Origin of the sequence: Donghicola eburneus (assembly GCF_900115865.1) — a bacterium.
GTDB lineage: Bacteria > Pseudomonadota > Alphaproteobacteria > Rhodobacterales > Rhodobacteraceae > Donghicola > Donghicola eburneus.
Genome location: NZ_FOXY01000007.1, coordinates 160,279 through 173,456, shown reverse-complemented (window position 1 = coordinate 173,456; position 13,178 = coordinate 160,279). Strand labels below are relative to the sequence as shown.

Genomic DNA, 13,178 nt, shown 5'->3' with positions numbered 1-13,178 from the left:
TAGGAGGAGAGGCAGATGGCTGACGCCTTTATCTATGACGCAGTGCGCACCCCACGCGGCAAGGGCCGCAAGGATGGCAGCCTGCACGAGGTTACCGCCGTCCGTATGGGCGCAACGATCCTGAACGCGCTCAAAGAGCGTTCGGATCTGGCAGGGGACGAGTTTGAGGACGTGATCTGGGGCAACGCGACCCAAGTCATGGAACAGGGCGGCTGCTTGGCGCGGACCACGGTGATGGCCTCTGATCTGGCCGAGAACGTGCCGGGTCTGTCGATCAACCGCTTCTGCGCGTCCGGCATGGAGGCGGTCAATCTGGCGGCCAACCAGATCAAGGGCGGTTCGGGCGATGCCTATATCGCGGGCGGCGTTGAAATGATGAGCCGCGTGGCCATGGGCAGCGATGGCGCGGCCGTGGCGGTCGATCCGACCGTTGCCATGGATCACTACTTTGTTCCGCAGGGTATTGCCGCTGACATCATCGCCAGCGAATACGGGTTCAGCCGCGATGACGCCGATGCCTTTGCCGTGGAATCCCAGCGCCGCGCCGCCGAGGCTTGGGCCGCCGGACGGTTCGACAAATCCATCGTGCCCGTGCGTGATGTGAACGGCCTGACCATTCTGGACCGCGACGAATACATGCGCCCTGGCACTGACATGCAGGCTCTTGGCGCATTGAAGGCCAGTTTCAAGGATCAGGGCGAAGTCATGCCCGGTTTCGACAAGATCGCCATGATGAAGTATCCCCATCTTGAGCGGATCAACCACATCCACCACGCGGGCAACAGCTCTGGCATCGTGGATGGGGCGGCGGGCGTTCTGGTCGGGTCCAAAGCGTTCGGCGAACGTCACGGGCTGAAGCCCCGTGCCGTGATCCGCGCAACGGCCAAGATCGGCACCGACCCGACCATCATGCTGACCGGCCCCGTGCCCGTCACCGAAAAGATCCTGGCCGCGAGCGGCATGTCGATCAGCGACATCGACCTGTTCGAGGTGAACGAGGCCTTCAGCGCCGTGGTTCTGCGCTTCATGCAGCGCTTCAACGTGGACCATGACAAGCTGAACGTGAACGGCGGCGCGATTGCGATGGGTCACCCCTTGGGGGCGTCCGGCGCGATCATCATTGGCACCTTGCTGGACGAGCTGGAGCGGACGGGCAAAAGCACCGGCCTTGCCACCCTCTGCGTTGCCAGCGGCATGGGCGCAGCCACCATCATCGAACGGGTTTAAGCGGGCGTCAGACCTGCGAGGAGGAATTCGAAATGACCGATTTCACTATGGTTAAAGACGCCGAAGGGATCGCAACGATCACTTGGGACGTCAAAGAAAAGTCGATGAACGTGCTGTCGCTGGAAGGTCTGGCAGCGCTGAACGACCTGGTGGACGACGCGCTGGCCGATGAGGCTGTGAAAGGCATCATCATCACCAGTGGCAAGGACACGTTCGCTGGCGGCATGGACCTAAACATCATCGCCAAGATGAAGGATAGCGCGGGCGATAATCCCGCTCAGGGCCTATTCGACGGCATCATGAACATGCATGGTCTGCTGCGCAAAATCGAACGTGCGGGCATGGACCCCAAGACCAACAAGGGCGGCAAGCCTGTGGCGGCCGTTCTGCCCGGCACCGCGCTGGGGATCGGCCTAGAGCTGCCCCTGTCGTGCCACCGCATCTTTGCCGCCGACAACGACAAGGCCAAGATCGGCCTACCCGAAATCATGGTCGGCATCTTCCCTGGCGCAGGCGGCACCACTCGCCTGGTTCGCAAGATGGGCGCGATGGCAGCGGCGCCGCTGCTGCTGGAAGGCAAGCTGAACGCCCCCAAGAAGGCCAAGATGCTGGGTGTGATTGATGAGGTCAGCGCCGATCCCATGGCCGACGCCCGCGCTTGGGTTCTGTCGGCGACCGACAAGGACATCGTGAAACCTTGGGACGACAAGGGCTACAAGATGCCCGGTGGCGCGCCCTATCACCCTGCGGGTTTCATGACCTTTGTCGGCGCTTCGGCGATGGTCAACGGCAACACCAAGGGCGTCTATCCGGCGGCCAAGGCGCTGCTCTCGGCAGTCTACGAAGGCGCAATGGTCCCCTTTGACACCGCGCTCAAGATTGAGGCCCGTTGGTTCACCCATGTTCTGATGAACCCCAGTTCCGGCGCGATGATCCGGTCGCTGTTCATCAACAAGGAAAAGCTGGAAAAGGGCGCAAACCGTCCCGAAGTGGCCGATCAGACCGTCAAGAAAGTTGGCGTGCTGGGGGCTGGCATGATGGGTGCTGGCATCGCGCTGGTGTCCGCTCAGGCGGGGATCGAGGTGGTTCTCTTGGACCGTGATCAGGCCGCCGCAGACAAGGGCCGTGACTACACCGCCAGCTACATGGACAAAGGCATCGCCAAGCGCAAAGCCACGCCCGAGAAGAAAGAGCAGGTGCTGTCCCGTATCACCGCCACCACTGACTATCAGGCGCTGGCAGGTTGTGATCTGATCATCGAGGCCGTGTTCGAAGACCCCGCCATCAAGGCCGAAGTCACTGCTCAGGTCGAGGCCGTGATCGGTGAAGACTGCATCTTTGCCACCAACACCTCGACCCTGCCGATTTCGGAGCTGGCCAAGGCGTCCAAGCGCCCCGAAAAATACATCGGCATCCACTTCTTTAGCCCCGTTGAGAAGATGATGCTGGTCGAGATTATCAAGGGTCAAAAGACCGGTGATGTGGCTGTAGCGAAGGCGCTGGACTACGTACGCCAGATCCGCAAAACGCCGATCGTGGTAAATGACGCGCGCTTTTTCTACGCGAACCGCTGCATCATCCCCTACATCAACGAAGGCATCCGCATGGTGCACGAGGGTGTCAGCCCTGCCCTGATCGAGAACGCCGCCAAGCTGGTCGGGATGCCCTTGGGCCCGCTGCAGCTGACCGACGAAACCTCGATCGATCTGGGGGTCAAGATCGCCAAGGCGACCAAGGCCGCGATGGGCGCAGACTACACCAACGACGATGTGGACGAAGTGCTGTTCTGGCTGGCGGACGAAGGGCGCTTGGGTCGCAAGGCCGCAGCGGGCTTCTATGCCTATGACGAAAAGGGTAAGCGCACCGGTCTGTGGGAAGGCTTGGCGGCGAAATACCCGCTGGCGGACGAACAGCCTGATCTGCACGAGGTCCAGCACCGTCTCTTGATGGCGCAGGTTCTGGAAGCCGTCCGCGCCTTCGAAGAAGGCGTGCTGGAAGACATCCGCGAAGGTGACGTGGGCGCGATTCTTGGCTGGGGCTTCGCGCCTTGGTCGGGCGGTCCGTTCAGCTGGCTGGACATCATCGGCGCGCCCTTTGCAGCAGAAGTCTGCGATCAGCTGACCGAGAAGTTCGGCGAGCGGTTCTCTTGCCCCGCGCTGCTGCGGCAGATGGCGGACAAGAACAGCAGCTTCTACAAAAAGTACGGCGAAGGCGACGCGTACGCCGCCTGATCCTGAATAAAACGGCTGTGAAATAGAAGCGCCGCCCCGATGGGGCGGCGTTTTGAGTCTTCAGAGCAAAAAGAAGCCTGCCCTCCCTCTTGCACCTGATGCGCGATCCAAAGACAAAGAGGGCGGATCAAAAGGCAGGTTGACCGGCATAGACGGCGCTTTGTAACCCGTGCTATCGCTTGGAAAACCAAGAAATCGGGCACTCATGACGGCACTCAAGGAATATCAGCGGCTAGAAGCCGTTGGGATATGGCGTGAAAACCCAAAATCCCAGCGGCACAATGTCGTGGTGTCGTTGGGAGACGCAACTATTGTGGTCATGGACATGCAAAGCCGTCCTTTGACTCATTGGTCCATTCCTGCGGTAGAACGCGCCAACCCCGGCGTCTTGCCCGCGGTCTACCATCCCGATGGCGATCCCAGCGAAACGCTCGAAATTGCCGCCGATGAAAACATGATGATCGAGGCGATCGAAAAGTTGCGCAGCGCAATCGATCGGTCCCGCCCGAAACAGGGACGTCTGCGGTGGGGCTTCCTTACCGCGCTTGCTGCGGGACTGATCGCACTCTCGACGCTCTGGCTGCCGGACGCTTTGCGCGCCCATGCGACCAACGTCGTGCCCCGCGTGAAGCGGGCCGAGATTGGCACCGCTCTGGTTAACCGCGTCGTGCGCATCACCGGTCCGGAATGCCGCGACAGCCTTGGGGCGCCTGCACTGAACCGATTAGGGACCAAGCTGTTGGACTCTACACCGCGGCGCAGGTTGATGATCATTCCAGGCGGACCCCGCCGCGCCTTTCACCTACCGGGCGGCGCGATCCTGCTGCACAAAACGCTGGTCGAGGATTACGAAGATCCGAACGTCATGGCAGGCTTTGCTCTGGCAGAAAAGCTGCGAGCAGGACGCAAGGACCCTCTGGCCGCAGTTCTGGAGCACAGCAATCTGCTGGCTGTCACGCAACTGCTGACCACAGGCAGCCTGCCGACCAGCGCGCTGGATGCCTATGCCGAGTATATCCTGAGTGCCGCGCCAGATCCGATTGACGCCGACCGCCTGATCGCAGCCTTCAAGGACAAGGGCGTCGCGACGACACCCTATGCACGTGTTCTGGGATCAGAGGACCCGACGACAGACACGCTGATCGCGCGTGACCCCTATGCAAATGAAATGTCCCCGCAACTGCTAAGCGACGGGGACTGGATTAGCATTCAGGGCATCTGCCAGCGATAAGCTCAGCGGATATAAGCGTCCGAAAAACCTGCTTTGCGTGCGGAGGCGAGTGTCTGTTGTAGCGTGCCGCCGGGGACAGCGCCAACCATCACCACCTGCTGACCATTCCGCATGTTCAACACTCGAACGGGAAATCCTGCGGCTTGGAACCGACCAGCGGTGCGTTGAGCGTTGGCCGCAACCGAGAATGTCGCCACTTGTACGTAGCGGCCTGCCCCTTGGCGGACAGTAGGCGCAGGCGTTGCGACCTGAACAGCCTGGGCTGTGCGATCAGAGCGCAGGTTACGCGGCGTCTTCGTATCCCAAACCTGATTACTCTGCGCGTTGCCTTGGGCCGTGCGTGGGCCGCGATACGGGTTCAAGCGGTCATCCTGCCACACGCGGACGTAGCCCTTTGGCGGAGTGGGCAGCGGCTGGTTGGCGCCACCAACGCTTAGAACTTTGACCGGAGCTGCGGGTTGCGGGCCGCAGCGCACACCATCGGCGTTGGTATATTGCGCGCTCACGCCTTGCCGCTCGGGACATACGCTGGTCGCAGCCGTGGGCCGAGGCGCAGGGGCAGCAGCGGTTCTAACCGCCTGCCCCGAAGTGACGGATGTGGGCGCAAGAACCGTCGCTGGCGCAGCAACTGTGGGGCGTGCCACTACCGTGCTGGCAACTGTTGCCATCGGCGCATCACGCGACGTGCGAGTCGTTGTGGCAGGTGCTGTTGTCTTGGGGCCCGAGAAGACCGTGGGCGCAGGCGCGGGGCTCGGCTTGGCGCGCGCCACCTTGGGCGCAGGTGTCGGCGCGGGCTCGGCCACGGCTGCTGTGCGTGCAGGCTGCGGCGCGGGCTTGGCTTGCGTCGGGGTGGGTGTGGGGGCTGCAGGTGCCTCGACCGTCTGGGTCGGTGTGCGGAAAGTTGGCTGAAGCCCGCAAACCTGATCACGGCTGCGGGTCATACGGGGCACCCAGTCCACGGTCGGGCCGACGCCCACGCGGATATAGGCACAGCCTTTGTTGTCCACGAACTGGCGTCCCTCGAAATCAGAGGGTGGAAAGTTGACGGGTGTCTGCGCCAGAGCAGCACCCGAGGACAGCAAACATGCGGTGGCAGCCGCAAAGAGCTTATTCATTCTAAACCCCCAGTAACACTGTGCACAGATTGCACAGTGGTTGGGGGTAACGCAATAACTACCACATCACTTAGTGCCAAACATCCGATCTCCGGCATCGCCGAGACCAGGAACGATGTATCCCTGTTCATTCAAACGCTCATCAAGCGAGGCTGTGACGATCGGAACATCAGGGTGCGCCTTGCGCATTGTTTCCACACCCTCTGGCGCAGCCAAAAGGCACATGAAACGGATATTCTTGGCCCCTGCCTTTTTCAGCATATCGATCGCGGCCACGGCCGAGTTTCCGGTCGCCAGCATGGGGTCCACGGCAATCACCAGACGTTCGCCCATCGCTTCGGGCACCTTAAAATAGTACTCTACCGGCTCCAGTGTTTCCTCATCACGATACAGTCCGACAAAGCCGACGCGCGCAGAGGGTACCAGTTCGAGAACGCCGTCCAAAAGGCCATTACCTGCCCGCAGGATTGAAATCAGGGCCAGTTTCTTGCCATCCAAAACCGGCGCTTCCATCGGACACAAAGGGGTTTCGATGGCCTCTTTGGTCATCTCCAGATTACGCGTGATCTCGTAGGCCAAGAGTTGGCTGATCTCGCGCAGGAGTTGCCGAAAGACACCGGTGGGTGTTCCCACTTTGCGCATATGGGTCAGCTTGTGCTGGACCAGCGGGTGATCGACGACAGTCAGGTGGGGCGGGTTGGATTGGTCGATCAAAATGCGTCCTCCAGTCGTTTAGTCAGCGCGTCTTTTGTGGCTTGATCGCAGAAGGCAGCCGCGACGGCATTGAGGGTGATTTCTTTGAAATGGCGGTTGTCCCAGCCAAAGGTTTTCGTCAGTCCAGCGTACTCTTGCTGCATCGTTGTGTGGAAGAAAGGCGGATCGTCGGTCGATACCGTGACTTTCACCCCATACGCGCGCAGCCGCTCAATCGGGTGGCTTTTCAGATCGGGAAACACGCCGAGCGCGACGTTGGAGCCCGGGCAGACCTCTAGCGTGATCTCTCGTTCGGCCAGATGTTCGACGAGTCGCATATCCTCGATGCAGCGCACGCCGTGGCCGATGCGGGTGACTTTCAGATCGTCGATGGCATCGCGCACCTCTTGGGGGCCGCGCCATTCACCGGCGTGGGTGGTCAGGCCCAATCCAGCCTCTCGGGCGCAATCATAGGCCCACAAGAAGTCGCGCTGGTGGCCCGCGTTTTCATCGCCGCCCATGCCAAAGCCGGTCACGAAATCACCGGCTGTTTCGGCGGCGCAGATCGCGGCCTGCTTAGCGTTATCCGGTCCGAAATGGCGGATGCAGGTCACGACGCCGCGCATGGCGATCCCATATTTCTTTTCCGCCTCGGCGGCACCGTCCTGAATGGCGTGCAGGTATTCGGTCCACGCGCCCACGTCTGCCCCACCGCAGAATTCGGGCGACAGGAAGCTTTCCATATAGATGACGCCATTCTGGGCGGCATTCTCTAGCACAGACAAAGTCAGACGGCGAAAATCTTCGGGCGATTTCAGGACCGTGGTCGCAGCCTCGTAGACCTGTAGGAATTCGAGGAACCCTTGGTACTTGTAGGCCCCGCGCGCGTCGAAAATCCCGCTGATGTCGGTCTTCTTCTCGAACGCCAGTTGGCGGATAAAGTCCGGCTGCGCGGCCCCTTCGATATGGGTGTGCAGTTCGACCTTGGGCAGGTTGACTGGCGGATGTTCCATCTCTTCTTCTGTCATACAAAGCTCCTTCCCGGCCCTTGGGCGGGGATATTCAGGTGTGCCGCGATACTGGCAGCCACGTCGGCAAAGGCAACCTGTCCGATCGGCTTCGCTCCCACGCCATAGCCCAAAACGGGCACGCGTTCGCGGGTATGGTCCGTTCCGTGCCACGTAGGATCGTTCCCGTGGTCGGCAGTGACGATCAGCAGATCCCCATCATGCAAGCGCGGTAGGATCGCCCCGATCCGCGCATCAAACCATTCCAACGCGCGGGCATAGCCGGACACATCGCGGCGGTGCCCATAGAGGCTGTCAAACTCGACGAAATTGGCAAAGGTCAGGCTGCCCTCAGGCGCGTCATCGACCAGCCGGTCCAGATGGTCCATCAGCTGCGCATCGCTGCCTTTGTGCAGTTGGGTGATTCCCTGCATGGAAAAGATGTCGCCAATCTTGCCCACGCCGATCACTTCGCGCCCTGCCCCGCTAACCCAATCGCACAGGGTCGGGCTAGGTGGCGCGAGCGCGAAATCCTTGCGGTTGGTCGTGCGGGTGTAGCCTGTTTCCGCATCCCCGATGAACGGCCGCGCAATCACGCGGCCAATCTTCATCTCGTGCAACGTCGGCGCGATGTCCGCGCACAGCTTTAACAGGCATTCTAGACCGAAATGCTCTTCGTGCGCGGCGATCTGGAACACGCTGTCGGCAGAGGTGTAGCAAATCGGCTGTCCGGTTCGGATATGCTCTTCGGCCAGTTTGTCGATGATCGCTGTCCCACTGGCGTGGCAGTTGCCAAGGATACCATCGGCACCCGCCGCTTTGGCGACCTCTGCGACCAGATCACTGGGAAACGCAGGAACGGTGTCGGGAAAATACGTCCAGTCCCAGGGCACTGGCACCCCCGCCAACTCCCAGTGGCCGCTCGGGGTATCCTTGCCACGGCTGATCTCGGTCGCCGCGCCCCACAGACCAGAAGGCACTGCGCCAAGGCCCTCTGCCTGTGCGCCGCTTGCCAATTGAACTGCGGCAGACAAGCCTAGCGCGTCCAGCACGGGCAACGCCAGCGGTCCGCTCCGTCCCTCTTCGGCGCGGCCAGCGGCACAGGCTTCGGCGATATGCGCCAGCGTATTCGCCCCTGTGTCCGGAAGATCGCCGTTATAGAATTGATCCGCATCCGGCGCGCCGCCGATCCCGACCGAGTCCATTACCACCAGAAATGCGCGGGTCATGCCGTGATCCTTTCGACAACCAAAGGCGCGGGGTCGACCGCTTCGCCGATTTGCACCGCCGCAAGCACAACCTGCGCCGCGCGGTCTGCTTCGGCCTCGGTCCGCGCATGGATGCGAGCGATGGGGGCGCCGCGATCCAGCCGCTGCCCCAACCGCACCATGTCCGATATTCCGACGGATGGGTCGACCTGATCCGTCTCGACCAACCGGCCGCCGCCTAATGCGACTACGGCAGACCCCAACGCCTTGCCGTCCATGGCAGTCACAACGCCCGCTTCGGGCGTGTACACCTCTTGGATCACGGTCGCTTCGGGCAACAAGGCAGCCCACTCGCTGGCGAACCGGCGTGGCCCGCCTTGGGCTGCGATCGTGCGTTCGAAAACCTCGGCTGCTGCACCACTGGTGATCGCGGTTTGCATCTGGGTCACTCCCTGCGCGACAGTCTGTGCCAATCCGCCAGACACCAAAACCTCGGCCCCCAAAGCGCAGGAAAGATCAAAGAGCGGCCCACGCGCAGCACCTGTCAAAACCGCCATCGCCCCGGCAATTTCCAAAGCGTTGCCCATGGCGGAGGCCAACGGCTGGTTCATGTCAGAGATCAGGGCAGTCGTTGGGCACCCAGCCGCATTTGCGGTGCTCACAAGAGACTGCGCTAGGCCTCGCGCGGCCTCGGGCGATGTCATGAACGCGCCCGTGCCCCACTTTACATCCAGCACCAGTGCGCCAAGCCCTGCCGCCAGTTTTTTGGACAGGATCGAGGCCGTGATCAGATCAAGGCTATCCACGGTCGAGGTCACATCCCGTACCGCATAGAGCCGCTTGTCCGCAGGCGCGATCCGGCCCGTGGCCCCAACAATAGCGCAGCCCACTTCGGCAACCTGACGGCGCAATCGCGCCTCGGACAGGTCGGTGCGCAAATCGGGGATCGCTTCCAGCTTGTCCAGTGTTCCGCCAGTGTGCCCTAGCCCGCGGCCAGAGATCATTGGCACATAGGCACCGCATGCCACCAGCGCAGGCGCGATGATCAGGCTGGTGCAGTCCCCCAGCCCGCCAGTTGAGTGCTTGTCCAGCACCGGTCCGCTCAGATCCCAAGACAGGCAATCACCGCTGTCGCGCATCGCGAGCGTCAGGGCAACACGCCCCTCCTGTCCCAAAGCGCCAAGGCAGACACCCATCGCGAACGCACCAGCCTGCGCATCGCTGACCTCGCCCGTACCCAGCCCTCGAGCAAAGGCCCGCAGGTCATCGGACGCAGGCACGCGGCCCGCCCTCAGGTCAGACAGCAGACCACGCGTGTCCATCAGGTGCGTACCAAATGGCTGGCGTCAAACATGCCGGGCAGCAAATCCCCGATCGTGGTTTTGAATTCTGCGCCATCGACAGTCGCCAGCGTCACAGGCGTATCGGCCTTGCCGAACTCAGCCAGTTTCTGGCGACAGCCACCGCAGGGCGGCACGGGCGTCGGACTGTCCGCGATCACATAAACTTCGGCGATGTCGCGGCTGCCGCCCGCTGCGCACATGGCCGCGATCGCACCCGCTTCGGCGCAGGTCCCCTCGGGATAGGCGATATTCTCGACGTTGCAGCCTTGATGTACGATGTCATCGGTGGCCCGAACAGCCGCCCCGACCTTGAATTTCGAATAGGGCGCATAGGCATTTTCACGCACTTTCATCGCGTCATCGCGCAAGGACATCCAAGCTCTCCACCGTTTGATCAAATGGTCAAAGGTAGTGAACCGTGTCGCATCGAAATTGGCAAGTGCCTGACCGGCGGAACCACGCCACGTCACCGCCTTTTTGCGGCAGTGCGGCGAAGGTTTTACAATTCGCCACCTTTAAACGTGACAAAAAATAGTTTAACGCTAAACAAAAATTCCCAAAGGGGACGCGTCATGTCAGAGCAACAGAATGAAACGCTGCGTCAGGCAGCTCTGTTTTATCACGAACACCCCAAGCCCGGTAAGCTTGAAATTCGCGCAACCAAACCGATGGCCAACGGCCGCGACCTGAGCCGCGCCTACTCGCCCGGCGTCGCCGAAGCCTGCCTCGAGATCAAGGAAGACGCGCAGAACGCCGCCCGCTACACATCCAAGGGCAACCTGGTGGCAGTGATTTCAAACGGCACCGCAGTTCTGGGCCTGGGAAATATCGGCGCGCTGGCATCAAAGCCCGTGATGGAAGGCAAAGCCGTCCTCTTTAAAAAGTTCGCGAACATCGATGCCTTTGACATCGAGGTGAACGAAAGCGATCCCGAGAAGCTGGCTGACATCGTGTGCTCGCTGGAACCGACGTTTGGCGCGGTGAACCTTGAGGACATCAAGGCCCCCGATTGCTTTATCGTCGAGAAAATCTGCCGCGAACGGATGAACATCCCCGTCTTCCACGACGACCAGCACGGCACCGCGATCGTTGTCGGCGCAGCCGCCACGAACGCGCTGCACGTGGCGGGCAAGAATTTCGAAGACATCAAGATCGTCTCGACCGGCGGCGGCGCGGCAGGTATCGCGTGTCTGAACATGCTGCTGAAGCTGGGTGTGAAACGCGAGAACGTCTGGCTCTGCGACATTCATGGTCTGGTGTACGAAGGGCGCGATGTGGATATGAACCCACAGAAGGCAGCCTTTGCCCAGAAGTCTGGCCTGCGCACTTTGGAAGACGTGATTGATGGCGCGGACATGTTCCTTGGCCTATCGGGCCCGAATGTGCTGCAGCCCGAGATGGTCTCGAAGATGACCAAGCAACCGATCATCTTTGCTCTGGCGAACCCGAACCCCGAAATCCTGCCCGATTTGGCACGCGAAGTAGCCCCTGACGCGATCATCGCGACGGGCCGCAGCGACTTCCCCAATCAGGTGAACAATGTCCTGTGTTTCCCGTTCATCTTCCGCGGGGCGCTGGACGTGGGCGCGACCGAGATCAACGACGAGATGCAGCTAGCCTGCATTGACGGCATCGCCGCCCTTGCCCGCGCTACCACCAGCGCAGAGGCTGCCGCCGCCTATCAGGGCGAGCAGCTGACCTTTGGCGCGGACTACCTGATCCCCAAACCGTTCGACCCGCGTCTGGTAGGCGTCGTCTCCAGTTCGGTTGCCAAGGCCGCGATGGAAACCGGCGTAGCGACCCGACCACTGGATGATATTGAGGCCTACAAAGAGCGTCTGAACCAGTCCGTGTTCAAATCCGCTCTGTTAATGCGCCCCGTATTCGACGCCGCCCGCTCGGCCTCGCGCAGCATCGTCTTTGCCGAGGGCGAGGACGAGCGCGTCTTGCGTGCCGCCCAAGCGATCCTCGAAGAAACCACCGAGAAACCGATCTTGATCGGTCGCCCCGAAGTGGTCGAGATGCGCTGCGAGCGTATGGGCCTGAACATTCGCCACGGACGCGACTTTGATTTGGTGAACCCCGAGAACGATCCGCGCTACCGCGATTACTGGGAGACCTATCATCAGATTATGTGCCGCGACGGCGTCACGCCCGATCTGGCCCGTGCGATCATGCGCACCAACTCCACCGCGATTGCCGCCGTCATGGTGCAGCGCGGCGAAGCAGACAGCATGATCTGCGGCACGTTCGGCGAATACCGCTGGCACCTGAAATACGTGGAGCAGATCCTCGGCAGCAAGAAGCACCGCCCCCACGGTGCCCTGTCGATGATGATCCTAGAGGACGGCCCGCTATTCATCGCGGACACCCACGTCCGCTCGGAGCCCACACCCGAAGAGATCGCGCAGTCCGTCATCGGCGCGGCGCGTCACGTCAAACGCTTTGGCTTGACCCCGCGCATCGCGCTCTGCGCCCAGTCGCAATTTGGCTCGACCAACTGTGATACTGGCCAGCGCATCCGCGCCGCGATCGACATTCTGGACAGCCTGCCCCGCGACTTCATCTACGAAGGCGAGATGAACATTGACGCCGCGCTCGACCCCGATCTGTGCGCCCGCGTATTCCCGCAGAACCGTTTGCAAGGCGCCGCGAACGTGCTGGTTTTTGGCCATGCAGATGCAGCATCCGGCGTGCGCAACATCCTCAAGATGAAGGGCGGCGGACTTGAAGTGGGCCCAATCCTGATGGGCATGGGCAACCGCGCGCACATCGTGAACCACTCGATCAGTTCGCGCGGGTTGCTGAACATGGCTGCGATCGCGGGAACACCTGTAGCGCACTACGGTTAACCCGATAGCCCGAATTCACCAATGGACAGCACCGGCCCTCCGGTGCTGTTCTCGTTTAGGGTCAGGTGATTCTCTGAACACACGCGGATTTGCAGCCCCACAGGGCTGAGGTTTGCAAATTGACAGATTTCTGACCGCACAGCTGAAAAGTTGAAAAGGGTTTGCAAACCACATGATGCTGCACCTGCGGCATTTTGCAAATTCGTCCCAATGTTGACGGTAACGCGCTTGCCCAAACGCCCCTCGGTGCCCTAGCACTTTGACGGAGGAG

The 13,178-nt window shown here is 61.3% G+C and carries 10 protein-coding genes; 4 read left to right on the top strand and 6 right to left on the bottom strand.

The features are described from left to right. Positions 1–15: 15 nt before the first annotated feature. From BM225_RS13780 to BM225_RS13770, 3 genes are all read left to right on the top strand, one after another. The gene (locus BM225_RS13780; protein ID WP_072705155.1) at positions 16–1,227 is read left to right on the top strand and encodes an acetyl-CoA C-acetyltransferase; all 1,212 of its coding nucleotides are present in this window, start codon (positions 16–18) and stop codon (positions 1,225–1,227) included. A gap of 32 nt (positions 1,228–1,259) precedes the next feature. Next, complete coding sequence (locus BM225_RS13775; RefSeq protein WP_072705152.1) at positions 1,260–3,458, top strand: 3-hydroxyacyl-CoA dehydrogenase NAD-binding domain-containing protein; 2,199 nt, start codon at positions 1,260–1,262, stop codon at positions 3,456–3,458. A gap of 205 nt (positions 3,459–3,663) precedes the next feature. Beyond that, positions 3,664–4,689 (top strand): hypothetical protein, encoded by a 1,026-nt coding sequence (locus tag BM225_RS13770; RefSeq protein ID WP_072705149.1) that lies wholly within the window; start codon positions 3,664–3,666, stop codon positions 4,687–4,689. A 2-nt stretch (positions 4,690–4,691) separates the two neighbouring features. On the opposite strand, the gene BM225_RS13765 is transcribed toward BM225_RS13770, so the two are convergent. From BM225_RS13765 to BM225_RS13740, 6 genes are all read right to left on the bottom strand, one after another. Further along, positions 4,692–5,804: an SPOR domain-containing protein gene (locus tag BM225_RS13765; protein WP_072705146.1), complete on the bottom strand. Its 1,113-nt coding sequence runs from the start codon at positions 5,802–5,804 to the stop codon at positions 4,692–4,694. Positions 5,805–5,870: 66 nt separating this feature from the next. After that, entirely contained in the window at positions 5,871–6,518 is a 648-nt protein-coding gene (gene upp / locus BM225_RS13760; protein ID WP_276326958.1) for a uracil phosphoribosyltransferase, read from the bottom strand. Next, on the bottom strand, positions 6,515–7,525 hold the full coding sequence (locus BM225_RS13755) for an adenosine deaminase (protein WP_072705143.1): 1,011 nt from the start codon (positions 7,523–7,525) through the stop codon (positions 6,515–6,517). The genes upp and BM225_RS13755 overlap by 4 nt, the downstream gene beginning before the upstream one ends. After that, positions 7,522–8,733 (bottom strand): phosphopentomutase, encoded by a 1,212-nt coding sequence (locus BM225_RS13750; protein ID WP_072705141.1) that lies wholly within the window; start codon positions 8,731–8,733, stop codon positions 7,522–7,524. Before BM225_RS13750 ends, BM225_RS13755 begins: the two co-directional genes overlap by 4 nt. Next, on the bottom strand, positions 8,730–10,034 hold the full coding sequence (locus BM225_RS13745) for a thymidine phosphorylase (RefSeq protein WP_072705138.1): 1,305 nt from the start codon (positions 10,032–10,034) through the stop codon (positions 8,730–8,732). The genes BM225_RS13750 and BM225_RS13745 overlap by 4 nt, the downstream gene beginning before the upstream one ends. Further along, positions 10,034–10,429, bottom strand: coding sequence for a cytidine deaminase (locus BM225_RS13740; protein WP_072705135.1), 396 nt, complete (start codon positions 10,427–10,429; stop codon positions 10,034–10,036). The genes BM225_RS13745 and BM225_RS13740 overlap by 1 nt, the downstream gene beginning before the upstream one ends. A gap of 198 nt (positions 10,430–10,627) precedes the next feature. On the opposite strand from BM225_RS13740, the gene BM225_RS13735 reads away from it, so the two are divergent. Next, positions 10,628–12,907: an NADP-dependent malic enzyme gene (locus BM225_RS13735; protein ID WP_072705132.1), complete on the top strand. Its 2,280-nt coding sequence runs from the start codon at positions 10,628–10,630 to the stop codon at positions 12,905–12,907. Positions 12,908–13,178 lie beyond the last annotated feature (271 nt).